This is a genomic window from Micromonospora sp. WMMD1102 (assembly GCF_029626265.1).
Taxonomy (GTDB): Bacteria; Actinomycetota; Actinomycetes; order Mycobacteriales; family Micromonosporaceae; genus Plantactinospora.
Map to the genome: position 1 here is coordinate 4,053,923 of NZ_JARUBN010000001.1, position 23,564 is coordinate 4,077,486.

General features: G+C 71.0%; 21 protein-coding genes. 10 read left to right on the top strand and 11 right to left on the bottom strand.

The annotated features are described in order from the left end of the window. Positions 1–306: 306 nt before the first annotated feature. The 4 genes from O7626_RS18030 to O7626_RS18045 all read left to right on the top strand — a co-directional run bounded on the left by O7626_RS18030 (position 307) and on the right by O7626_RS18045 (position 6,069). A complete protein-coding gene (locus O7626_RS18030; RefSeq protein ID WP_278062323.1) occupies positions 307–2,118 on the top strand; it encodes a carboxylesterase family protein in 1,812 nt (603 codons plus the stop codon). 58 nt (positions 2,119–2,176) lie between these two features. Continuing rightward, a complete protein-coding gene (locus tag O7626_RS18035) occupies positions 2,177–3,802 on the top strand; it encodes a long-chain fatty acid--CoA ligase (RefSeq protein ID WP_278062324.1) in 1,626 nt (541 codons plus the stop codon). Between the two features lie 151 nt (positions 3,803–3,953). After that, positions 3,954–5,009, top strand: a complete 1,056-nt coding sequence (locus O7626_RS18040; RefSeq protein WP_278062325.1) for an SMP-30/gluconolactonase/LRE family protein — start codon at positions 3,954–3,956, stop codon at positions 5,007–5,009. Between the two features lie 244 nt (positions 5,010–5,253). Next, a complete protein-coding gene (locus tag O7626_RS18045) occupies positions 5,254–6,069 on the top strand; it encodes an SAM-dependent methyltransferase (protein WP_278062326.1) in 816 nt (271 codons plus the stop codon). 149 nt (positions 6,070–6,218) lie between these two features. Here the strand turns inward: O7626_RS18045 and O7626_RS18050 are convergent, their stop codons facing one another. The 6 genes from O7626_RS18050 to O7626_RS18075 all read right to left on the bottom strand — a co-directional run bounded on the left by O7626_RS18050 (position 6,219) and on the right by O7626_RS18075 (position 13,202). Continuing rightward, positions 6,219–7,745, bottom strand: a complete 1,527-nt coding sequence (locus O7626_RS18050; RefSeq protein ID WP_278062327.1) for an aldehyde dehydrogenase family protein — start codon at positions 7,743–7,745, stop codon at positions 6,219–6,221. Then, positions 7,742–8,932, bottom strand: a complete 1,191-nt coding sequence (locus O7626_RS18055) for a fumarylacetoacetate hydrolase family protein (protein WP_278062328.1) — start codon at positions 8,930–8,932, stop codon at positions 7,742–7,744. Before O7626_RS18055 ends, O7626_RS18050 begins: the two co-directional genes overlap by 4 nt. Beyond that, positions 8,929–10,110, bottom strand: a complete 1,182-nt coding sequence (locus O7626_RS18060) for a mandelate racemase/muconate lactonizing enzyme family protein (protein WP_278062329.1) — start codon at positions 10,108–10,110, stop codon at positions 8,929–8,931. Before O7626_RS18060 ends, O7626_RS18055 begins: the two co-directional genes overlap by 4 nt. A gap of 8 nt (positions 10,111–10,118) precedes the next feature. Further along, positions 10,119–10,949 (bottom strand): carbohydrate ABC transporter permease, encoded by an 831-nt coding sequence (locus tag O7626_RS18065; RefSeq protein WP_278062330.1) that lies wholly within the window; start codon positions 10,947–10,949, stop codon positions 10,119–10,121. Then, on the bottom strand, positions 10,949–11,887 hold the full coding sequence (locus O7626_RS18070; RefSeq protein WP_278062331.1) for a sugar ABC transporter permease: 939 nt from the start codon (positions 11,885–11,887) through the stop codon (positions 10,949–10,951). Before O7626_RS18070 ends, O7626_RS18065 begins: the two co-directional genes overlap by 1 nt. Positions 11,888–11,954: 67 nt before the next feature. After that, entirely contained in the window at positions 11,955–13,202 is a 1,248-nt protein-coding gene (locus O7626_RS18075; RefSeq protein ID WP_278062332.1) for a sugar ABC transporter substrate-binding protein, read from the bottom strand. 142 nt (positions 13,203–13,344) lie between these two features. On the opposite strand from O7626_RS18075, the gene O7626_RS18080 reads away from it, so the two are divergent. Next, entirely contained in the window at positions 13,345–14,223 is an 879-nt protein-coding gene (locus O7626_RS18080) for an IclR family transcriptional regulator (RefSeq protein ID WP_278062333.1), read from the top strand. Positions 14,224–14,276: 53 nt separating this feature from the next. On the opposite strand, the gene O7626_RS18085 is transcribed toward O7626_RS18080, so the two are convergent. Together O7626_RS18085 and hpnR are read right to left on the bottom strand one after the other, a co-directional pair. After that, entirely contained in the window at positions 14,277–15,170 is an 894-nt protein-coding gene (locus O7626_RS18085) for an SGNH/GDSL hydrolase family protein (RefSeq protein WP_278062334.1), read from the bottom strand. Positions 15,171–15,365: 195 nt separating this feature from the next. After that, positions 15,366–16,889, bottom strand: a complete 1,524-nt coding sequence (hpnR, locus tag O7626_RS18090; protein WP_278062335.1) for a hopanoid C-3 methylase HpnR — start codon at positions 16,887–16,889, stop codon at positions 15,366–15,368. Between the two features lie 263 nt (positions 16,890–17,152). On the opposite strand from hpnR, the gene O7626_RS18095 reads away from it, so the two are divergent. Next, positions 17,153–17,524: an STAS domain-containing protein gene (locus tag O7626_RS18095; protein ID WP_278062336.1), complete on the top strand. Its 372-nt coding sequence runs from the start codon at positions 17,153–17,155 to the stop codon at positions 17,522–17,524. An 85-nt stretch (positions 17,525–17,609) separates the two neighbouring features. On the opposite strand, the gene O7626_RS18100 is transcribed toward O7626_RS18095, so the two are convergent. The 3 genes from O7626_RS18100 to O7626_RS18110 all read right to left on the bottom strand — a co-directional run bounded on the left by O7626_RS18100 (position 17,610) and on the right by O7626_RS18110 (position 19,579). Continuing rightward, positions 17,610–18,089, bottom strand: coding sequence for a nitroreductase family deazaflavin-dependent oxidoreductase (locus tag O7626_RS18100; protein WP_278062337.1), 480 nt, complete (start codon positions 18,087–18,089; stop codon positions 17,610–17,612). A gap of 75 nt (positions 18,090–18,164) precedes the next feature. Next, on the bottom strand, positions 18,165–18,890 hold the full coding sequence (locus O7626_RS18105; protein WP_278062338.1) for an STAS domain-containing protein: 726 nt from the start codon (positions 18,888–18,890) through the stop codon (positions 18,165–18,167). Continuing rightward, positions 18,887–19,579, bottom strand: coding sequence for an anti-sigma factor antagonist (locus tag O7626_RS18110; protein ID WP_278062339.1), 693 nt, complete (start codon positions 19,577–19,579; stop codon positions 18,887–18,889). Before O7626_RS18110 ends, O7626_RS18105 begins: the two co-directional genes overlap by 4 nt. Positions 19,580–19,785: 206 nt before the next feature. On the opposite strand from O7626_RS18110, the gene O7626_RS18115 reads away from it, so the two are divergent. The 4 genes from O7626_RS18115 to O7626_RS18130 all read left to right on the top strand — a co-directional run bounded on the left by O7626_RS18115 (position 19,786) and on the right by O7626_RS18130 (position 23,535). Next, positions 19,786–20,460, top strand: coding sequence for a response regulator transcription factor (locus tag O7626_RS18115; protein ID WP_278062340.1), 675 nt, complete (start codon positions 19,786–19,788; stop codon positions 20,458–20,460). Continuing rightward, entirely contained in the window at positions 20,457–21,806 is a 1,350-nt protein-coding gene (locus O7626_RS18120; RefSeq protein WP_278062341.1) for a HAMP domain-containing sensor histidine kinase, read from the top strand. Before O7626_RS18115 ends, O7626_RS18120 begins: the two co-directional genes overlap by 4 nt. Then, the gene (locus O7626_RS18125; RefSeq protein WP_278062342.1) at positions 21,803–22,423 is read left to right on the top strand and encodes a GerMN domain-containing protein; all 621 of its coding nucleotides are present in this window, start codon (positions 21,803–21,805) and stop codon (positions 22,421–22,423) included. The genes O7626_RS18120 and O7626_RS18125 overlap by 4 nt, the downstream gene beginning before the upstream one ends. A 167-nt stretch (positions 22,424–22,590) precedes the next feature. Continuing rightward, positions 22,591–23,535, top strand: a complete 945-nt coding sequence (locus tag O7626_RS18130; protein WP_278062343.1) for an NADP-dependent oxidoreductase — start codon at positions 22,591–22,593, stop codon at positions 23,533–23,535. Positions 23,536–23,564: the final 29 nt, after the last annotated feature.

Genomic DNA, 23,564 nt, shown 5'->3' on the forward strand with positions numbered 1-23,564 from the left:
GCGGACCTCCTGGCTAAGAGCACGCTGTGCCGTTAGGCCGCTCCTAGGCGGCACTGAGTGCCAACACTGTGCCATGGGTCACAACAGCCCGCAAGGGCCGGGCAGCGGAAACGTCGATGCGTCCAACCAGGACTGTCAGCCCCGGCGCGCGGTCCAGGCCGAACCGGGCCGGCGGTTGCCGGGGACCCGGTGCCGCTCTTGCCCCCGCGATGAGATGCATGCCACAGTGATGGCACGCGGTGGCAACACAGCGCGCATTCACGACACCGCGTGCCAGTACGCTCAGAATCCGAGGAGGCAGTGCCCATGCCCGCTGTGCCGTCCCGGCCCGTCGTCGTCCGCGAACCGGCCGGAGTTCGTCGCGCCGCATCGTCGCTGCGCCGGCCGATCCTCGGCGCCGCCCTCGCGACCATGCTCCTGACCGCCGTCCCGTCCACCGGCGCGTCCGCCAGTGCGCCCGTCGGTGCGCCCGTCGGTGCGGCCGCCAGTGCGTCCGCCGGTCACGTCCACGTTGGAAAGGACCCGACGCTCGTCCGCACGACGCTCGGTCCCGTCGTCGGGCGGGACGAGGGCCGGTCGAGCCGGACGTACTCGTGGCTGGGGATCCCGTACGCCGAGCCGCCGGTGGGCGATCTCCGCTGGCGGGCGACGAAGCCCCACCGGACCTGGACCGAGGTCCGACCCGCCCGGCAGTACGGGTCGGGGTGCGCCCAGCCGGGCCGCTTCTTCAGCCCGTCCCCGAACGGGCCCTTCTACGACCTGGCGGTACGCGACGGGCTGCGGCAACCCGTCGGCGCGGAGGACTGCCTGACACTCAACGTCTTCCGCCCGGCCACGGCAGCGCGTGACCTGCCCGTCGTCTTCTTCGTGCACGGCGGGAGCAACGTCGTCGGCTACTCGGCCGACCCGATGTACGACGGACGGGAGCTGGCCAGGCGCGCCCAGGCCGTCGTCGTGACCGTCAACTACCGGGTGGGGGTCTTCGGCTGGCTGAACGCCGGAGGCTCGGGCGAGCCCCGTTCGGACGCCGGAGGCTCGGGCGAGCGCGGTTCGGACGCCGGAGGCTCGGGCGGTCACGACCCGCTGGCGGCGTCCGGCAACTTCGGCACCCTCGACCTGATCGAGGCGCTCCGGTTCGTCGACCGGAACGCCCGGAGGTTCGGTGCCGACCCCGACAACATCAGCGTGATGGGCCAGTCGGCCGGCGCGGTGAACGTCTGGTCGCTGCTCGTCTCCCCGCTGGCGCGCGGGATGGTCGACAAGGCCATCCCGCTCAGCGGCGGCCTGAGCACCCGAAGTGTCGCCGACGCGCGGGCCTACGCCGACCGCGTCGTCCGGGCCGCCGCGACCGAGTACCCCACCTCGGGCCTCGGCGGGATGGACCTGCTCCGCTCGCTTCCCGCCGACGACCTGGTACGGGTACTCGTCAAGCACCAACTCGACGCGACCCCGGCAGTCATCGCCGACGGTACGGTGATCCCGTCGGACCCGTACGCCGTGCTCGCCTCCGGGGTCGGCCGGAACGTGCCGGTGCTCGCCGGGAACACCCTCGAGGAGGGGAAGCTGTTCGGCAGTTCCATCGGCGCGCACCGGCCGAGTGACTACGACCGGTTCACGTTGCAGTACCTCTTCGATCCCGACCATCCCGGCAAGCTGACCGCCGCCGACCTGCTCACCGACGAGTACCTTCCGGTGGACGGCCCCGGCGGCTGGAACGATGCCGCCGCGACCCTCACCGAACTCGTCTTCACGGGCATCAACCGGGATTCGCTGGATGCACTGGCCCGCAGCGGCAACCGCTCGCTCTACCACTACCGGTTCGACTGGAACCAGCAGCCCGCCCCGTTCGACCAGGTGTACGGCGCCGTACACGCGATCGACCTGCCCTTCGTCTTCGGCAACTTCGACCGCAACGTCTTCTCGTACGCCTTCAGCCGGCGCAACCAGCCCGGACGGCTGAGGCTGTCGGAGCTGATGATCGCCAGCATCCGGAACTTCGTGCACCGGGGATCGCCGCAGCACCGCGGGCTCGGACGCAGCTGGGAGCAGTGGCCGGCGAGCCTGGTGCTCGACGCGGACGACCGGCGCGTCCGGCTCGGCTCGACCACCGACCGGTAGGGACCGCCGCACCGCAGAACGTCGACGGCGGGGGCACCCGCGCGGGAACGGAGGAATCGTGCACGGGCTGATGCAGGACGGGTCGCTCGACGTCGACCTGTTGATGCCACGGGCGGACCTGGGATTCCGGCACAAGCGGGTGGTCACGGCGACCGCCTCGGGCGAGACGGTCGCGACCTGGGGCGAGGTGGTCGACCGGGCGCGGCGGCTCTCCGCCGTACTCGACGTCCTGGCGGTCCCGGCCTCGGCCCGGGTCGGCACCTTCGGCTGGAACAGCCAGCGCCACGTCGAGCTGTACCTGGGTGTCCCGTCGGCCGGCCGCGTCCTGCACACGATCAACCACCGGCTCTTCGCCCGCGACCTGGTGCACATCATGTCCGACGCGGCCGACGACGTCGTCTTCGCCGACCGGTCGCTGCTGGGCACGGTGTGGGACGTCGTCCGGTCCGTCCCGACGGTCCGCCGGATCGTCGTGATGGACGACGGCGGCGGCCATGATGTCCCGGACGATCCGCGGATCCTCGACTACGAGGCGCTGCTCGCCCGGTGCCCCGAGCCGGCGACGGCGGCCCGGGTCGACGAGACCGACGCCGCCAGCCTCTGCTACACCTCCGGCACGACCGGGCGGCCGAGGGGCGTGCTCTACAGCCACCGCTCCATCGTGCTGCACGCGATGCTGCTGCTCGGCGTCGACGGCTTCGCCATCTCGGAGCGGGACGTCGTACTGCCCGTGGTGCCGATGTTCCACGTCAACGCCTGGGGACTGCCGTACGCGGCGGCACTCGCCGGGGCCGACCTGGTACTGCCGGGTCCGGCGACCGCCCCGGCGGACCTGCTCCGGCAGTTGTCCCGGTACCGGGTGACGTTCGCGGGCGGGGTACCGGCGGTCTGGCGGAGTTTGGAGCCGCTGCTGGGCACCGCGGATCTCTCCGCGCTGCGGATGGTGGTCAGCGGCGGGAGCGCTCTGCCGGACGCGCTGTCGCAGTCCTGGGAGCAGGCGGTCGGCGTACCCGTCACCAATTCGTGGGGGATGACCGAGACGAGCCCGCTGGTCGCCTGCGGGCGGGTGTCGTCGGCGCACGACGCGCTTCCGGCCGGCGAACGCCGGCGGTTGCTCGGACAGCCGGGGCCGACGGTGCCGCTCGTCGACGTGCGGATCGTGGACGAGCAGGGCCGGCCGGTCGCGCGGGACGGGAGCACCTCGGGTGAGCTACAGGTGGCCGGGCCGACAATCGCGGCGGGATACTTCGGCGCCGATCCCGGCACGTCGTCCTTCACCGACGACGGCTGGCTGCGCACGGGTGACGTCGCGACGATCGACGAGTTCGGCTACCTGCGCATCGTCGACCGCAGCAAGGACATGATCAAATCCGGCGGGGAGTGGATCTCGTCGGTCACGCTCGAGAACGAGCTGATGGCACACCCGGCGGTACGGGAGGCGGCGGTGATCGGCGTCGCCGACGACCGCTGGGGCGAGCGGCCGTGCGCGTACGTCGTCTTCGCCGCCGGGGTGGAGGTGGACGAGGCGGGCCTGCGCGAGCACCTGCGCGGGCGGGTCGCCTCGTGGTGGCTCCCCGATCGCTTCGTCGTCCTGGACGAGATCCCCAAGACGGCGACGGGCAAGTTCTCGAAGGTGGCGTTGCGCGGCCTCACCGGCCCCGTCGCCAGCTCGCGGCCGTCGTGACCGCCGGCTCGAAACCGTCGCGACCTGACGGAATCCCCGCTGGCACCCGACAGTGTGATATACATGGATTTCGATTGATTGGGCAGTGCGGAGCCGCCTTGTATCCACACCTGGGCCCGGCACGGGCCCCGCCGCCGATTGGAACCCAACGATGCCCCGACGACCCACCCGCGCCGCCCTGGCCGGTACCCTGACCCTGCTGACGGCCCTGACCGTCGGCGCCACGATCGCCGGTGGACCGGCCGACGCCGGTGACACCGTGCGCACCGGCACCCCGACGGCCGCCGGAGCTTCCGCCGAGTCGGCCGGCCCCTGCGTTCCGGACGCGACCTACCCGGCACCGCTGCCCGCCGCCACCATGACCGCCAGCCGGATCAGCGGCGGCTTCAGCTTCCTGGAGGGACCGGTCTGGCTCGCCGGACCGGGTCAACTGCTCCTCTCCGACATGCGCGGTGGTACGGGTCCGCAGAACGTGCAGCCCTCGACGATCCGCCGGTTCACGCCGCCGGCCACCTTCGACGTGTTCCTCGCCGACGCCGGCAGCAACGGGCTGGCGGTGACCGGAGACGGCAGCCGAATCCTCGCCGCCACCCACGACCAGCGCAGCGTCTCGTCATACCTGCTGTCCGACGGGAGCCGCGGCACCCTGGCGAGCGACTTCCAGGGGCGGCGGTTCAACTCGCCGAACGACCTCACGATCCGCTCCGACGGCACCGTCTACTTCACCGACCCGAACTTCCAGCGCGGCAACCGGCCGGACGAGCTGGCCGGGATGACCGGGGTGTTCCGGGTACGCGACGGCGAGGTTTCCCTCGTCGACGACACCGTCCGCCAGCCCAACGGGGTCGTACTGTCACCGGACGAGACGACTCTCTACGTGGGCGGCAACGCCGACAACCTGGTCTTCAGCTACGACCTGCTGCCGGACGGCAGCGTCGGCGAGCGCACCGTGTTCGCGAGCCTGCCCGGTCCGGACGGCGCCACCGTGGACTGTGCCGGGAACATCTACTGGGCCTCGTACACCGACGGCCGGATCCACGTCTTCGCGCCCACCGGCGAGAAGCTCGGCACGATCTCCGCCGGCCGGAACACCACGAACGCGGCGTTCGGCGGCTCCGACGGCCGCACCCTGTTCATCACCTCCGGCACCCGGGGCAACTTCGGCCTGTACCAGGTGAACCTCGACGTGCCGGGATCGCCGTACTGACCGGCGAGACAGCCGGCCCGACCGCTTCCGGCACCGGCACCGGGCCGCGCGAGCGGGCGCACCGGGTCGCGCGAGCGGGCGCACTCCGGCCGCGACCCGGAGCACGGACCGCGAGGACGGCTGCCTATGCTGGCCTCTGTTCGGGTGTCACTGTCGAGGCCGGGTGTCACTGTGGAGGCCGGGTGGCCGGCGGGCCGGCGGGCCTGGGCAGGCACCGAACCTCACCAGTCTGGAAGGCCGCGCCATGACCGATCACGCCGTGTCGTCTGACGCCGAGTGGACGCCGAAGATCGACACCAGTGTGCCGCACCAGGCCAGGGTGTGGAACTACCTGCTCGGCGGCAAGGACAACCACCTGGTGGACGAGCAGGCCGGCAAGGCGATCCTGGCCGCCGCCCCGGGGCTGGTCGCGATGGCCCGCGCCTCCCGGGTCTTCCTGACCCGCGCGGTGCGCTACCAGGTCGAGCAGGCGGGGATCCGCCAGTTCCTGGACATCGGTACGGGTCTGCCGACCGCCAACAACACCCACGAGATCGCCCAGGCCATCGCTCCGGAGTCCCGCATCGTCTACGTGGACTTCGACCCGCTGGTGCTGGTGCATGCCCGCGCCCTGTTGACCAGCGACCCGCAGGGCGCGACCGACTACATCGACGCCGACCTGCGCGACACCGAGAAGATCCTGCACGAGGCACACCGGACACTGGACTTCAGCCGGCCGGTCGGAATCATCCTGCTCGGGATCCTGGGCGCCATCGAGTCCTACGACGAGGCCCGGGCGATCGTCCGCACCCTGCTGGACGCCGTCCCCGCCGGCAGCTACCTGCTGGTCGGCGACGGTACGAACACCAGCGAGGCGATGGTGCAGGCGGCCCGGGTACGCAACGAGTCGGTCAAGCCGCCCTACATCGTGCGCAGCCCCGCGCAGATCGAAGGGTTTCTCGACGGGCTGGACCTCGTCGACCCCGGAGTGGTCTCCTTCCCGCACTGGCGGCCCGAACCGGACGCGCCGCAGCAACCGGCCCACGTCGACGGCTACGGCGGCATCGCCCGGAAACGCTGAGACGCGACGGCCCAGACCACGGCCGGGGCCCGGCAGGAACCTCCTCGGCAAGCTCGGCGCCAGCGGTGTAAGGAAGGGCCCCTTCATATCGTTTTCAGTTGTAGCGGGGGCCCTTCCTTACACCTGCTGCGTGCCGACCGGGAGTGTGGTCAACGGTCGGCGGGGCGAGCTCCTTCCAGCCTCCCGTCGACGCGTCGCGGAATCTCGCGGTAGCCGTCCCTGAGCTCCTCCGGCAGTGTCCACTCCGGAGCGTCCTGCCAGGCCAGGGGGCGGAGGAACCGCCGAATCGAGGTGGCGCCGACGGAGGTGTGCAGGGAGTTCGTCGACGGCCACGGCCCGCCATGGTGCTGGGCCCACGAGACGCGGACCCCGGTCGGATAGCCGTCGAAGACGATCCGGCCCGTGGACGCGCCGAACACGTCGACGACGCGCCGCACGACCGCCCTGTCGTCGGACGTTCCCGCGTGGACCGACCCGGTGAGCGATGGCGGCAGGGACGCCAGGGCAGCGTCGAGGTCGGCGACCGCGTCGTAGCGCGCCACCACCATCAGCGGGCCGAAGCACTCGTCGGTGACCTCCGCCGACAGCCGGGTGATGTCGATCTCCAACAGGGCCGGTGCCACGGTGAACCCGGCGGCCGAGGCGAGGTCCGGGCGCGCCGAGACCCGGGCACCGGCCCGCTCCAGCCTCGCCTCCGCGTCGACGTAGGCGTCGCGGATCCGCTCGTTGAGCAGGACCGCTCCGCCGGCCGAGCCGACCCGGGCCCGGAGCGCCTCGACCAGGTCGTCGCCGGCCGGGTCGGCCGGGACGAACGCCAGCCCCGGCTTGGTGCAGAGCTGACCGCCCGATCCGGTGAAGGAGGCGAAGAGCCCGTCGGCGATCTGGCCGGCGCGCTCGGCGGCGGCCCCCGGCAGTACGGCGATCGGGTTCACACTGCTGAGTTCGCCGTAGAACGGAATCGGTGCCGGACGCTCGTCGATCGCCGCCTGGATGGCGCGGGCCGCGGCTACGGACCCGGTGAGCGCGGCGGCGCGGACGGCGGGGTGCCGTACCAGCGCCAGGCCCGCCGCCTGGCCGTGGACCACCGCGACCACCCCCTCGGGTCCGCCCCGACGGCGGACAGCCGCCGCGATCGCGTCCGCGGACGCCTGGGACGTCAGCGGATGGGACGGGTGGGCCTTCAGCACGACCGGACAGCCGGCGGCGAGCGCCGAAGCGGTGTCGCCACCGGCGACCGAGAAGGCGAAGGGGAAGTTGCTCGCCCCGAAGACGGCGACCGGCCCCACCGGAACGAGCATGCGTCGCACGTCGGGAGCCGCCCCGAGCGGTGTCGCCGCGGCGTGGTCGATCGCGGCTTCGAGGTACCCGCCGTCCCGGAGTACGTCGCCGAACATCCGGAACTGGACGATCGCCCGGGTGAGTTCGAAGTCGAGCCGCTCGTGGCCCAGGCCGGTCTCGCGTTCGGCGGTGCCGACCAGCTCCGTGCGGTGGGAGTCGAGCGAGGCGGCGATCTCGTCGAGCAGCGCGGCGCGGTCGCGCCGGCCGATGTCGGAGAGCCACTCCGTCGCTCCGGACGCGCGGGCGACGATCGACGCCAGCTCCGGGTCGCCGGTCTCCCGCAGCTGGGTCTCGCGGTGCCGACCGTCCCGCGGGTCGACGGTGAGAACGGTGTTCACAACAATCCCCTCCTGGCGAGGTTGCCCATCAGGTCACGGGCGCCGAAGTCCCACGGCTCGCAGTCCTCCGCGTGTCGCACGCGGTTGACCAGGGTGCCGAGCGGGGACGAACTGATCCGTACGATGTCGTCGACCTTGTGCGTGAACCCCTCCCCCGGGCGGTCCCGGTCCTGGACCGGCGCGAACATGGTGCCCAGCATCAGCACCACGCCGTCCGGGTACTGGTGGTGCGGGCCGATCATCTGCCGGACCAGTGTCTCCGGGTCGCGGGAGATCAGCGACATCTCCGAGACCGCTTCGAGACGGAAGCCGTCCTCGCCCTCGATCTCCAGCGCCACCTCCAGCCGACGTACCCGGTCCAGGTCGAACCGGTCGTCGAAGAGCCGGATCAGCGGGCCGACGGCGCAGGACGCGTTGTTGTCCTTGGCCATCGGCAGCAGGAGCGCGGAACGTCCCTCGACGTCCCGCAGGTTCACGTCGTTGGCCAGGGTCGCGCCCACGATCCGCCCGCCCGACTGCACGACGAGCGCCACCTCGGGCTCCGGGTTGTTCCAGGTCGAGGAGGCCAGCACCCCGACCGGTACGGCGGTTCCGACGGCGGAGAGCACCTGACCCTTGGTGAAGATCTCGGCGTCCGGCCCGATCCCCACCTCCAGGTACTGGCTCCAGATCCCCTCGGCGACGAGGAGTTCCTTCAACCGGGCCGCCTCCGCCGAGCCCGGTGACAGGTCGTGGAGATCGGATCCGACGCCGGCGAGGGTGCGTTGCCGGATGTCCGCCGCGAGTTCCAGGTCGCCCCGGGCCCGCTCCTCGATGACCCGCTCGATCATCGACACCGCGAACGTCACCCCGGCCGCCTTGAGCGCGTGCAGGTCGACCGGCGCGAGCAGCCACGGCCGCTCGGGTTCCCGGCCGGTGCCGCCGGTGTTGGCCAGTAGCTCCGCCAGGCTGCCGACGTACCGGCCGGCGAGCCCGGCGACCGCGTCGGCGGGTTCGGGCAGCTCGCAGATGTCCCGGGTGGTCGGGAAGTCGGCGCTGATGTCGAAGACGTCGCCGTCGCGGACCAGCACCGGCGACGGGCCACCGGAGACGGGGTCCCAGATCCGGCCGACCAGGACGGCATCGTCGGCGTCCTCCGGCAACGCGTCGGCGGCCGTGCCGAACCAGGGTGACGACGGCAGCGTCACCGTGGGTCTCCGAGGTTGAAGAACGAACGCTCGTCACCGGGGCGGATGTCGTAGACGGCGTCCTTGAACAACCGCATGGGGTGTGGCGTGAAGGGATGCCGCGCGATCGCCTCGAGATCGAGTTCGATGCCGAGACCTGGGCCGGTCGGGATCAGGACGTCACCCTCCTGGGTCAGTACGAGTCGTTCGTCGGTGACCTCGGGACGCCAGGGCACGTCGGTCGCCATGATCTCCAGATAGCGGAAGTTGGGCAGGACCGCACCGAGTTGCAGCGTCGCGGCCGTACTCAGCGGGCCGCTGGGGTTGTGCGGCGCGAACCCGACATAGCTGGTCGCGGCGAGCGTCGAGATGAAGGCCAGCTCCGCGATCCCGCCGGCATGGGTCACGTCGGGCTGGACGAAGTCGACCGCCTGGCGGGCGAGCGCCGGCGCGAAGCCCTGCCGGCCGAACCACCGCTCCCCCGCCGCGATCGGCACCGGCGAGGCGCGCCGGATGTCGACGAGGGCGTCGAGGTTGTCCGGCGGGCACGGCTCCTCGAACCAGACCGGGTCGAACTGCGCGATCTCCCGGGCGATCCTGACCGCGTGCCGCACGTCGAACCGGCCGTGCCCCTCGACGAACAACTCGACGTCCGGCCCGACGGCGGACCGGACGGCGTCGAGCTGCCCGAGCACCCGGTCGAGCTGTCGGGACGTGATCGTGAGGTCGTAGTTCTCGAACGGATCCCACTTGAGGCCGCGGAAGCCGCTCTCCACGGTCCGGCGGGCAGCGGCCGCGTAGTCCTCCGGCGTGACGGCTCCGGAGAACCATCCGTTGGCGTACGCCCGCACCCTGTCCCGGGTGGCGCCGCCGAGCAGCCGGTGTACCGGGACGCCGAGTTCCCGGGCCGAGATGTCCCAGAGCGCCATCTCCAGCGAACTCAGTGCGGTCATGATGACCGGGCCGCCCCGCCAGTACCAGTCCCGGGCCAGTTCGTAGAGGGTTCCCGAGATGCGGGTCGGATCCAGCCCGACGACGGCTTCGGCGAGTTCGGCGATCGCCCCCTGGACGGCGCGTTCCTTGCCCTCCAGTGTCGCCTCGCCGAGCCCGGTGATCCCCTCGTCCGTGGTTACCCGGACGAGGACCAGGTTGGTGCGGTAGAAGTCGACGACGATCGGTTCGACTGAAGTGATCTTCATGCTGCGGCTCAGCCCTTCACGGCGCCGGCGGTCATCCCGGCGACGACGTACTTCTGCACGAACAGGTAGAAGGCGACGGCCGGCAGCGTGAACATGAAGGCCACCGCCATGACCGTCTGGATCGGTGTGCCGAGTTCGCCGATGAAGTTGGCGATGCCGACGGACGCCGGCTGCTTCTCCGGAGTGAAGATGAACGTCACCGCGAAGACGTACTCGTTCCAGGCGTGGAAGAACGAGATGACCGCGGTGGCCGCGATCGACGGAGCGATGAGCGGCACGTTGACCCGGGCCAGCACGGCGAACGGCCGTGCCCCGTCGACCCGGGCCGCCTCCTCCAGCTCGCGCGGGATCCCGTCGATCGCGCCCTTGAGGATGAGCGCGACGATCGGCAGCACGAAGGCGACGTTGGCCAGGATCAGGCCGCCGAGGGAGTCGAGCAGGTCGAACCGGCGGAACAGCGAGAACAGCGGCACCACCATCAGCGCCTCGGGAAGCATCTGGGTGAAGAGCAGCACCAGGGTGAGCAGCGCCTTGCCCCGGAACGAGAACCGCGAGAGCGCGTACCCGAGCGGGATGCCGAGGCCGATGGAGAGCACTGTGGTACCGGCGGCGATCAGCAGGCTGTTGAGCAGCCACCCCGCCACCTTGCCCTCGGCCAGCGCGTCGGCGAAGACGCCGAGCTGGCCGAGGTCGGGCAGCAGTCGGGGCTGCTCGGCGAAGAGGTCGGAGTTGCTGGACAGCGCGGTGACGAGCATCCAGTACAGCGGGAAGGCCGCCACGCCGAGCACGACGAGGACGGCGACGATACGCAGGGTCAGCCCGACCCGGATCCGCCCCATCAGGTGTTCTCCTTCGCGACGGCGCGGGCGACGAGCCGGCTGCCGGTGATGACGATGAGCGAGATGACGACGCCGACCATGCCGATCGCGGCCGCCGAGCCGAGTTCCTTCGACTCGAAGGCCTGCGCGTAGAGGTCGATGACGAGCGTCTCCGTCCGGCCGACCGGCCCGCCCTTCGTCATCAGCCAGATCAGTTCGAAGCGCCGCAGCGACCAGATCGTCATGAGCAGGGCGAGCAGCCCCACGACGGGTTTGATGACCTGCCAGGTGACCGCCCGGAAGGTCGCCCACCTGCCCGCCCCGTCCATCGTCGCGGCCTCGGTCAGTTCGTGCGGGACGGACTGCAACGCGGAGAGCAGCACCACCGAGGTGAACGGGAACAGCTGCCAGATGGTCGTCGCGAGGACCGCCGGAAGGGCGTACTTCGGGCTGTCGAGGATCGCGCCGCCGGGGACACCGAGCCCGACCGCGTTCAGGAACCGGTTCACGATCCCGTACTGCGCGTTGAGCATCCAGGTCGCGATGAGCGCGACCGCGATGCCGGGTGCGGCCCACGGCACGGTGATCAGGGCACGGGCGATCCCCCGGCCGCGGAAGCCCCGGTTGAGCAGCAGGGCGACGGCGAGCCCGGAGCCGACGGCACCGACGACGCAGACGACCACGTAGACGAAGGTGGTGACGAGGGTCCGGTGGAAGTCCTCGTCGCCGAAGATCCGGGCGAAGTTGTCGAGCCCCACCCAGCGGCCACGGGTCGGGTTCAGCAGCGTCGTACGCGTGAAGCTCAGGTAGATCTCCTGGGCGAGCGGAATCACCTGGAAGACGACGAGGTAGAGGGCGGCGGGCGCGAGGAAGAGGTACGGCGTCCACTTGCTGCCCAGCGGACTGCGTCGGCGCCGGGCCGCGGATGGGGGCACTTTCGGCTGCTCCAGCACGGTCATCGGGTTCGGTCCTTTTCACATCGGACGCCGCCGGCGCGAAAGGTTCTCGCGCCGGCGGCGTCGCTGGTCACTTGACCAGTTCGGTCGCCTGCTGCTGCGCGCGGTCCAGTGCGGTCTTCAGGTCGACCTGGCCCTGCAGGGCAGCGATCACGTTCTGCACGACGACCTTGCGGATGTCCGGCGTCTTCGCCTCGAACCCGAGCACGATTTGCGGAAGGCTCGACTCGGTCAGGCCGTCGAACACCGGCAGGAAGGGCGTCTTCTCGACCGACGCGGCGCTGCGCTCCGTGACGGTCGCGACGCTGCTCGCCCCGAGGATCTCCTGCAACTTGACCTGGTTCGCGGGTTCCAGGGTCCAGCGGATGAAGGTGGCCGCCGCCTCCTTCTCCTCGCTCGACTCGTTGATGACGATCGGCGCGAGGATCGCACCCTGGCTGCGCACCGGGAACGGAATGGGGGCCACGCTGAACTTCAGGTTGGGATTCTGACCCCGGGTCGCCGTGACGTACCCGCCGTTGTTGAGTTCCATCCCGACCTTCCCCTCGGCGAACATCCGCCGGAAGGTCGCCGCGTCCGCGCCCCTCGGGATCACCTTCGCGTCGTACAGGTCCTTGTATGCCTGCAGGCCCTTGAGGTTCTCGGGCGAGTTGATCGTCAGGTTCTTGCCGTCCGACCACTTGCCGCCGAAGCCGTAGACGTAGTTGAAGATGTCCTGCCACACGCCGGCCTCCTCGGCCTCCGTCTGGCGGAACGCCAGCCCGAAGACGTCGCCCTTGGTCAGCGACTTCGCGGTGGCGGCGAACTGCTCGTAGGTCGTCGGCGGGTTCGGGATCAGGTCCGAGTTGTAGAACATTGCGTAGTTCGATGCCTCGAAGATGACCCCGTGGCGTACGCCGTCGTGCACGACGAACTGGTCCGGCTGCTTGAGCAGGGTGTACTTGCTGACGTCGACCAGGTCGTCGAGGGGTGCGACGAGGCCGGCGTCGGACGCGGCCTCGAACTCGGGCATGTCGAAGCGGATCAGGTCGGGGCCCTGTCCGCTGCCCATCTGGGTGAGGACGGTCTGGCCGAAGGTCGGGTACGGCACCGCCGCGGCGGAGACCTGCACCTCGGTCTGGCTCTTGTTGAACTCCTCGAGCCACTGGTTCAGCAGGGGCCCGCGGCCCGGGTCCCCGAAGGTCGACGCCGCGAAGGTGAGCTTTGCTACGCCCCCGTCGGAGCCGCCGTCGGAGCCACATCCACCCAACAGGATGGTGGCCACTCCGACAAGGCTGGTCGCCGCCGCCAAACTGCGGCGTGCGCGGTGTTGTCTCATCATCACTCCTTGTACACGCCGCAGGACCTTGCCCCGCTGAGCGCTCGGCTGCAACGATCGTAGGAACATATGCAACGCTGTCAAGTGGCGATTGCGCAACCCGCCAGCTACATTGCACATACTGCAACTCGGGAGGGGTGCCATGGCGCAGTCGATCCAGCGCGCGATCGATCTCATCCGTCGGTCGGCGGAGCAGCCGCTGTCACTCACAGAAGCCGCTGAGGTACTCGAAGTACACAAATCGACGGCTCTGCGAATCCTCCAGACCCTCGAGGCAGCCCGATTCGTCCGGAAGACCGGCACCGGCACGTACGTCTTCGGCAACGGTCTGATCGAACTGTCGGAACTCGCGCTCGGCTCGATGGACCTGCGCCAGTTCGCCACCACGCACCTGCGCCGACTCCAGCGGCAGACCGGGCACACCGTCCACCTGGCACAGCTGACCGGAACCGAGATCATCTACATCGACAAGGTCGACAGCCCGGCCTTCGACGCCGTGCAGCTACCGTCCCGGATCGGACGAGCGGTCTCGATCTACGCCAGCGCGGTCGGCAAGGTGATCCTGGCGTACCTCCCCCGGCAGGAACGTGACCGCATCCTGTCCCAGGTCGCCTTCGAGCAGCACACCAACACGACGTTCGCGGACCGCGACCGCCTCGAAGCCGAACTCGCGGACATCGCCGAGCGCGGCTGGTCCACCGACAACGGCGAACACGACGCCTACGTCATGTGCGTGGCGGCGCCGATCAGAGACTCGCGCGGCCGGGCCACCGCCGCCCTGTCCATCACCGCGATCGAGGTCATCGCCACCCTGGAGCAGCTGAAGGGCAACCTTCCGAACCTGCTCGAAACCGCGGCCCAGATCTCGAAGGAACTCGGCTACACCCCCGCGCCGCCACCGCCACCGCCACGGCCGGAGCCGCCGGCCGAGGCGGGTCAGCCGGCCGACCAGGCGGCCACGGCGCTGCCGTCCCCGGGGGCGGCCACGGGTGAGGAGGTGGCAGCCACGGTGACGAGGTGACGGCCCGTGCGCGGGTCCCGCGCCCGCGGAACGGGCGCGGGATCCCCGGTCGGTCAGCTGTTCAGCATCGCCAGCAGTGCGTTGGCCATGCCCTGCTCGCCACGGGCGTTCGGGTGGAAGGGCGCGGCCGAGTTCTCCGGTACGAGTCCCTCGACCCAGCGGGTTCCGCTGCTCTTGCAGGTGTCCCGGCCGATCGACGGGGTGTAGACGTCGGCATAGCTGGCGCCGTTCGCGGTCGCGGTACTGGCCAGCATCGCGTTCAGCGACTTGGCGATGCCGCGCAGGTACGGCACGTCCTGATAGGCGATCGGGACCACCGGCCAGCAGCCGTACCCGCTGTCCGGCACGATGGCCGGGTATCCGAGCACCACCACCCGGGCGCCCGGTGCGGCCCGGCGGACCGCCTGGAGCACGCTGGTCACCTTCGGTGCGGTAGCGGCGATCCGGGCCTGCAACTGGTCCGTGCCACCGGCGGTGTACCGGTTCTTGCACGGCGACCCGAGCGGACTGCTCAGGCTCGCCTCCGCACAGGTGCTGATGATGCCGGAGAAACCGATGTCGTTGCCGCCGATCTGCACCGTCACCAGCGCCGTGCTCGAGGTGACCGCGCTAAGCTGCGGCGGCACCGTGATGCCCAGCTGGCCGCTGCCACCGTTGAGGATGTCGTCGGTGGTGGCACCGGAACAGCTCACGTCGGCGAACGACGAGGATCCGGCGGAGGCGGCCACCAGCGACGGGTAGTTGCGGTTGGACCGCAGGCAGTTCAGGTCGACCTGCGTGGGGATCAGCGGACCGGCGGCGTAGGAGTCGCCGAGCGCGACGTAGCGGCCGGTCGGAACGGCGGCGGTGGCGGGGGTGGCGACGGTGAGCAGCACGCCGGCGGTGGCTACGGCGAGTGCGGACAGCCGGGTGGCTGCCCGCAGGAGCCGCAGGCGGGGACGGGTCATGGCGCCTCCAGGGGAGCACGATCGTGGTGGTGCCGAGATCCTGTCGCCGACGAAGCCCAACGTCAATATGGATGAGCCTCACTAAATGCGGTTCCGGGGTGTGGGCTCTGCGGCGCGCGCCGACGATGCCCCCCCCCGGCATTCGGCGGCACCCGCGCACCACCCGGTCAGGAAGGCCGGTCCGACCGCCGCCGGTCAGCCGTCCGGGGACGAGACCGCGTCCCCGGTGGCCGCGAGCCTCGGCGGGGCGGCCCGCTCGATGTGGATGTACAGCTGTTTGCGATCGCGCGGCCCCACCTCGTGCGGGGTGGGCTCCGGAAGCTGGTACCGGACCGGCCGGCGGTGCTCCGCGTAGAGCCGCTCCGGGTTGTAGACCCGGGAGAATCGCCACAGCATCCTGGCGAAGTTGGTCTGCCCGTGCGCGAGGCGGCGGGCAACCAGCCCGGCGGTACGGGCGAGCGCGGCGACGCCCAGATGCTTACGATTGATCACGGCCTGCGTGCGTACCAACTCCCGATAGAACTCCCGCAACGGCAGGTGGGTGGGCATCACCGCGTGCTGGATGTCGAACAGTCGGTAATCCAGGGTGGTCAGTTTCCGGGACTCGGTATGCCAGATCTCGGTTCCCGGGTACGGCGTCATCACCGACAGGTGAACGATTTCCGGTACGCTGAGCGCCCAGTCCCGAACCAGCCGGAACTGTTCCCTGTCCCACTTCGGGTCGACGATCAGATTGATGGCGACCGAGAGCCCCAGCTTCCTGGCCCGCTCCAACGCCCTCATGTTCTCGTCCGGGCTGATGCGCTTACGGAAGAGCTCCAACCCTTCGGCGTCGAGCGCCTCCATCCCGAGGAAGACGTAGTTGAGACCGAGCCGCTTCCACCGGGCGAACACCTCCGTGCTGCGCAACAGGACGTCGGCACGGGTTTCCAGATAATACTGCTTGCGGACCTTCCGACGTTCCAGTTCACCGGCGATGGCGTCGCCGTGCTCGGGCCGGATGAACGCCACGTCGTCCACGATGAACACCCCGGGCTCCCTGATCCCGGCTATCTCGGCGGCCGCGATCGAGGGCGAGAGCTTGCGGTAACTCCGTCCGTAGAACGTCCACGCCGAGCAGAACGAGCAGTCCCAGGGGCACCCCCGGGTGAATTCGACGGAGGCCGCCGGGTCCAGCACCCCGATGAAGTAGCGGTTGCGTCGGCGGACGAGGTCCCGGGCTGGCCGTGGCGCGTCGATCGACTCCAGCAGGCGGGGTCGGGGGCCGGTGCCATCCAGCGTGACGGCGCCCGGCGCCTCGTGGGCGGCCCCGTCCCGGGCGGCGTCCAGCAGCGCCACCGTGCCGGTCTCTCCCTCACCCCGCAGGACGGCGTCGATCGCCCCCTCCGACTGCCGCAGAACGTGGTCGGCCACGAACGAGACCGAGTGCCCGCCCGCGAAGACGAAGGGTGGCCGCCGCTGTTTCTTGAACCAGCGAGCCAGGTCGATGACCTCGGGAATGTTCGCCAGGTAATTGAGCCCGAATCCTACCGCGTCGGGCTCGAAATCCAGGAACTCCTTGGCCAATTCCGCCTTGTCGTGGGTCTGTAGATCGACTATCCGGACCTGATGACCGGCATCGCGCACAGCGGCGGCGACGCACTCGAGCCCCAACGGCTCCAGCCGAAGGAACAGCTCCGAGTACATCAGCACGCTCGGGTGCACCAGCAGGACCTTCATGTAATCCCCAACCGGTCATCGCCAGATATCGCGATTCGATACTCGCACACCGCCCGATGCCACCGACGCCGAATGCGCCGGGCCGGGCCATCGCGTACCGCCGATATCCGCCCGGTGTCTGCTTGCCAGGCGGATTGGTCCGTCGTCATGAAACCGACGCATACCCGCAGACGGACCGCCACATCGGAAAGCTAGCTTGAGCCACGGGGCGTTACGGCCTCACGAGCCGCACGAAAGGCCTCACGAGCCGCACGGAGGAAACGATGACCCTCATCATCACCACCCAGCGCCTGCCCAATGCCGCGGTCGCGATCCAGCCCGACGGCGCCATCACCGCCGACAACGCCTCGAAGGTCCAGGACCGGGTGGTCGCGGTCCTGGCGGCCACCAGGCCCGACACCATTCTCGTCGACCTGCGCGCCGTCCCGGCGATCGACGACGCCGGGGTGGACGCCCTGAAGTCGGGCTACAGCACCGCCGCCGCGTGCAACTGCACCCTGGTGGCCATCGATCCGCAGCCCGGTGTCGACCAGCGCCTCCGCGCCGGCGGCCTCACCGACGTGCTGGCCCGGCCGGCGCCGACCGCCGCACAGCAGCACGTCAACGGCAGCCAGCACGTCAACGGCAGAGCCTGACCGGTCCCGCCCCTCCGGTCCCGGGCCGCGGTCCTGAGGTCGTCGCCCCGGAGGTGCCGGCGCGGCCGCCGCTGCCGGCGGGCACTCAGTCGGAAACCAGGCGGAGCAGCGGCACACCCCGGTCCGGGTCCGAGCCGATCCGTTCGTACGCCGCCTCGGAGCCGTCGACGTGCTGACCGATCGTACGCATCAGCAGCGCGGCGGCGCGCGGATGCCGGCGGGCGTAGTCGCGCAGGTACCGGCCGGACTCGTCGGCGGGTAGCGGGCAGGCCCGCCCGGCCCGCCGCCGCCAACCCACCTGGAACACCACCCGTGGCTCGGCCAGCACGTTGCGGTACCACTGGGCCCGGGACCCGTAGCCGGAGGCGATCAGGTACCCGCCGTCGCGGTGCCGGCCGACGACCTCGAGCACCACCTGCCGACGCTTGCCGGTCGATCGGCCGGTGTGGGTCAGCAGCACCAGACGTCGCCCGAGCAGGCCCCCGAGACCCAGCCGGTACAGCCAGATGGGCCCGCGGGCCACGAATCGTTGCAGCCGCGTCCGTGGCGGCTTGGTGAGTCTCATACCTGGCCTCGGTGCGGCGGTGGGCCGACGGCGTAGAACAGCCGGCAGCAGCATGACACGGTCAGCACGTCGAGGTCAGCCGATCCGCCACGTCGGGCCGGACTGCTGGTCGACCGTCCCGGCTTCCGCGTCGGCGGAGGGCCCTCGCGTCCGGTCGGTCGAGGGTCGCCGGCCGAGGGCGGCTGGCACGTCCCGGAACATCGGAAAGACCCGGATCAGGTGCATGGTGTGCAGCACGGTGAGGATGACCGACGACGGGGCGACGAGCATGACCACCAGGCCGGCTTTCCTGGCCTCGCGCTGCGCCCGTACCAGCAGGCCAAGACCGACCGGGTCGATGGCGCCGGTGCCGGCGAGATCGAGGACCACGTCCCGGCCGGCGTCGATGGCCGAGGCGAGGACCGCCCGGAGCCGGCCCGCCACGGCGGTGTCCAGGTCGCCGTCGATGCCCAGCACGGTGACGTCCGGCATCTGACGTACCCGCACGGGTGTTAGCTCCCGCACAGGAGGTCGCTCCCGCGCGTTCGACGACCCGGAGCCGGTGCGGGGCCCGGCCGGGCCCCGCAGGGGCGTGCCCGGCAGAGGGGTGGCCAGCAGGGGCGTGCCCAGCAGGGGCGTGGCGGCGCAGCGGGGGCACTGGTGCGGGCCGGTGGCGAGGGCGGAGCCGGCCCAGCCCTCGGCGTCGAGCAGCGGCCAGACCACGTCGTCGTCCCGCAGGTCGTGGTCCGGCACCTCGACGTCTCCGCCACATACGTCGCAGATCAGCGTCGCCCTGCCGGCGGCGGCGGGTACGACGCTCATGTCCGCCGCCGCGCGCCCGCCGGCTCCGGTCCCACTCGCCCCGCACCGCCCTGGTCGGGGTCGGGACCCCGCGCGCCCGCCGGACGCGTGCCCGGCCCGAGGTCGCCCCGCGCGGCGGGGCCGGTTCGAACCGATACCGGCCCCGCCACGCGTTCCCCGGGGGGAGGGGACGCGCAATGATCTGGGTCAGCCGGCACGCGTCCGGAATCCCGGTCGGGGCGCGACGGAGTGACGACAGTGCTCCGCTCGTCGGCCGGGACGGCCGCTACCCCGGACGGATCGGCCGGGACGGCCGCCACCCCGGACGGATCGGCCGGGACGGCCGCCACCCCGGACGGATCCGCCGCCACGGCCGCCTGTCCGGGCGGCTCGGCGGGCGGCTCGGCCGGTTCCGTCCGGAGGACGTTGAGCAGCCGGGTGATCCGGAGGATGCGGCGCACCCGGGTGCTGGGATGACGGAGCGTCACCTCGCCACCGGAGCGCATCAGGCGGCGGTGCGTGTCCAGCAGGAGCGAGACGCCGGCCGCGTCGACCCGCCGGCAGTCGGCGAGGTCGATCACCAACCGGGCCGGTCGCCGGTCGATGATCGCGTCGAGTACGGCGCCGAGCCGGGGTACCCGGGCGATGTCCAGTTCCCCGTCGACGAACACCTCGACCGGCTCGGACGGCCCGGCCGAAGCTCCCGGCACCCGTGCCGTCGCTCGAACCGACTGCCCCATGTCACCCCCTCCGGCTCGTCCCGTCGGTATGCGGCACAGCCTGCCCAGCCGGCATGGCGGATTGTCCCCGGGTTCATGACGATCGGATGACAAAGCCGCCACGAGCCGCCCACCAGCCGCCGCCGACCCGGCACCGGGGATTTCCGCTGCCGGGAGCGGAGCAGCATGATGGGTGGATGACGAAGGTACTGGTGATCGAGGATGACGACCGCATCCGCACGTCGCTGGTGCTCGCGCTCGAGGACGAGGGATACGCCGCGAGCGGGGTGCCCAGTGCGGAGGAGGGCCTGGCCGAACAGCGTGCGCGGCAGGCCGACACGATTCTGGTCGACCTGATGCTTCCCGGTGTCGACGGTTTCGAGTGCATCCGGCAGCTGCGGCGCACCGACGACGTACCGATCGTGGTGATCAGCGCCCGCGACGACACGCACGACATCGTCGCCGCGCTTGAGGCCGGCGCGGACGACTACCTGGTCAAACCGGTGGCGGTCAAGGAGCTGACGGCACGGCTGCGGGCGCTGCGCCGACGCTCCCTGGCCGGCCTCGCACCGGTCACGGTGCTCGCCTTCGACGACCTCGAGGTGCTGCCCGAGGCCGGCGAGGTTCGTCGGCGCGGCAGGCAGATCCCGGTGACCCGGACCGAGTTCCACCTGCTGTGCGAGTTGGCCGAGCACGCCGGCCGGGTGCTGTCCCGACAGCAGCTGCTGGAGCGGGTGTGGGACTACGCGGTCGGCGACGAACGTCTGGTGGACGTCCACATCGGCCGGCTGCGGCAGAAGATCGAGGACGACCCCTCCGCGCCACGGTACGTCGTCACGGTCCGCGGACTCGGCTACAAGCTGCAACGATGAGCCGCGCCGGCCTCCGTACCCGGCTGACGGCGGGATTCGCGGCCGGCGCGTTCGTGCTGTCCGGTTCGATGGCGGCGTTGTCGTACCAGTTCACCCGCAACTCGCTGCTGGCGGAACGAGAGCGCACCGCGATCCGGGCCGCGTACTTCGAGGCGACGGTCGTCCGTGCCGAGTTGGACGCCCAACAGCCGAGGATCATCGACACGCTGCGCTCCCTCAACACCGGCGAGAACCGGCGGACCCTGCTCAACCGCAACGGCGCCTGGTACGCCCGCAACGCCGACTCCGGACTGACCTCGGCCATCCCGGGTCCGCTCCAGGACCTCGTCGCCGCCGGGGAGGCGGGCGTACAGCGGATCGAGACCGACGGCACACCGGCGGTCGTGGTGGGGGTTCCCCTCTCCCCCACGACGAGCTTCTACCACGTCGACTCACTCGAGGAACTCGACCACACACTGCGGGTGCTCGCGCTCGTGCTCAGCATGGTCGCGATCACGACGGCCGGAGCCGGCGCCGGTTTCGGCTGGTACGCGGCCCGGCACGCGCTGCGCCCGCTGGCCTCGGTGGCCGGCGCGGCTCAGGAGATCATCGCCGGGGACCTGAACGCCCGCCTGAACCCGGCGACCGAGCCGGACCTGCGTCAGCTCACCTCCTCGTTCAACCAGATGGTGGACCAGCTCGCCGAGCGGATGCGCCGGGATCGCCGGTTCGCCGCCGACGTCAGCCACGAACTCCGCTCCCCGCTCCAGACGCTCGCCGCCGCGGCCTCGCTCCTCGAACGCCGCCGGGAGCACCTCGACGAGCGCACCGCCACCGCCGCGCGGCTCGTCGCCGAGGAGGTGCACCGGTTCCAGCGGCTCGTGCACGACCTGCTGGAGCTGGCGCGCGGCGACCTGTCCGTCGAGCGCCAGGAGATCAACGCACCGGCGCTCGCCCGGCAGGTCTGCCGGTCCCGGGGACTTTCCGAGGCGCTCGTGCGCAGTAGTGGAACCTCCCGGTGGTGGGTCGATCCGCGCCGGTTGCGGCAGGTGATCGGCAATCTCCTCGACAACGCCCACGCGTACGGTGGCGGCCCGTGTGCCGTGCATCTGCGGGCGGGCGACGGCCGTTACGTCGTGGAGGTCGACGACGAGGGCCCGGGTGTGGACCCCGTCGACCGGGAGAACATCTTCCTGCCCTTCGTACGGGGACGCAGCGCGAACTCCCGGGGGGCCAGTGACGGCACCGGACTCGGGCTGGCCCTGGTGGTCCAGCACGCGTCGGCGCACTCGGGAAGGGCCGCGGTGCAGGATCGTCCCGGCGGTGGCGCCCGATTCCGGGTCGAACTCGAGGAGCCACGGCGATGACCCGAGGAGGCTCGGCGATGACCCGAGGAGGCTCGGCGGTGTGGGCCGGAGGCGCGGCGACGAGGAGCCGGGTGACGGTGACGGTCGTGACCGTCCTGGTGGCGCTCGCCGGCTGCGGCGTACGACCGGAGGCCGTCCCCCGCCCGGTCGAGCCCTCGGCGAGCAGGTTGCCGCCGGTGACGGTACCCGCCGCGTCGCCGAACGGTGAGGTGGGCGAGCGGCTGTACTATGTCCGGGACGACCGGCTCGTCGTCGTGACCCGCCAGGTTCCGACCCCGTCCGCACCGGCGGCCCTCCTGACGACACTGCTCACCGGCCCCTCCGAGCAGGAACGCGACGCGGGCCTGGGCACCGCGCTTACCGGCGTGGACCCGACGACGACGGTTCGGCTGACCGGCGACACGGCGACGGTCCACGTCGGCGACCGGCTCGCCGAGGCGGGCCGCACCGACGAGGTCCTGGCCTTCGGTCAGATCGTCTGCACGGTCGTCGGGCATCCGGCGGTGAACCAGGTCACCTTCCGTCACGACAGCGAGCCACTGGGTATCCCGCGCGCCGACGGATCGCTGTCCCAGGCACCGCTGACCTGCCACGACTTCGGCTCGCTCCTGGACTAGGAACATCTCGGGCCCGTTGGCATCCCGTTGGCGTGTCGGCGGAGTCGACGACCCGTCACCGGTCCGGCTGACACCGCGGCGAAGCATGACATATAACCAGGTTATGTCAGTTTGTCCAAAGACCTTCGGGTGCGGATCGCGGAGCATGGACGAGAGCAGAGAAACCGATGAAGGCAGTGCGTTTCCACGTGTACGGTGACCCGACCGTCCTGCGCTACGAGGAGGTGGAGCAGCCGGTCCCCGCCACAGGTCAGGTCCGGGTCCGGGTCGCCGCGACGTCGTTCAACGAGATCGACGGCAACATCCGTGGCGGCTTCATGCAGAATCCCATCCCGGTGACGCTGCCGCACACTCCCGGACTCGACGTCGCCGGCACGGTCGACGCCCTGGGTGCCGACGTGACCGGCATGCGGGTCGGTGACCAGGTAGTCGGCTTCCTACCGATGACAGAGTCCGGCGCGGCGGCGGAGTACGCCCTCGCACCGGCCGAGAACCTGACGCCGGCGCCCACGAGCATCCCGCTGGCAGATGCCGCCGCGCTGCCGGTGGTCGGTCTCACCGCCTGGCAGGCGCTCTTCGACCATGCCGGGCTCACGAGCGGGCAGCGCGTGCTGGTCAACGGTGCGGGCGGCTCGGTCGGCGGCTACGCCGTACAGCTGGCCAGGAACGCCGGCGGGTACGTGATCGCCACGGCCAGCCCGCGCAGCAGCGGGCGCGTCACGGCAGCGGGTGCCGACGAGGTCGTCGACCACACCACCACCGACGTGACCGCGGCGGTGACCGAGCCGGTCGACGTCGTACTGAATCTCGCGCCGATCACCCCGGAGCAGCTGGCCGCACTGGTCGGCCTGATCCGTCCGGGCGGAGTGCTGGTCAGCACGACGGTGTGGATGCCCGTACCAGCCGACGAGCAGCGCGGGGTGCGCGGCATCGACCTGTTCGTCCGCAGCGACGCCGCCCAACTGGCCCGGCTGGTGGCGCTTGTCGACAGCGGCGAGCTGCACGTCGACGTCGCCCAGCGGGTGCCACTGGCCGAGCTGTCGGCGCTGCACGCCCAGGCCGCCACGGGCGCGCTGTCCGGGAAGGTGATCGTCCTGCCATCCGCCGCCTGACGCCTGTCGGATCGTCCGCGCACCGCACC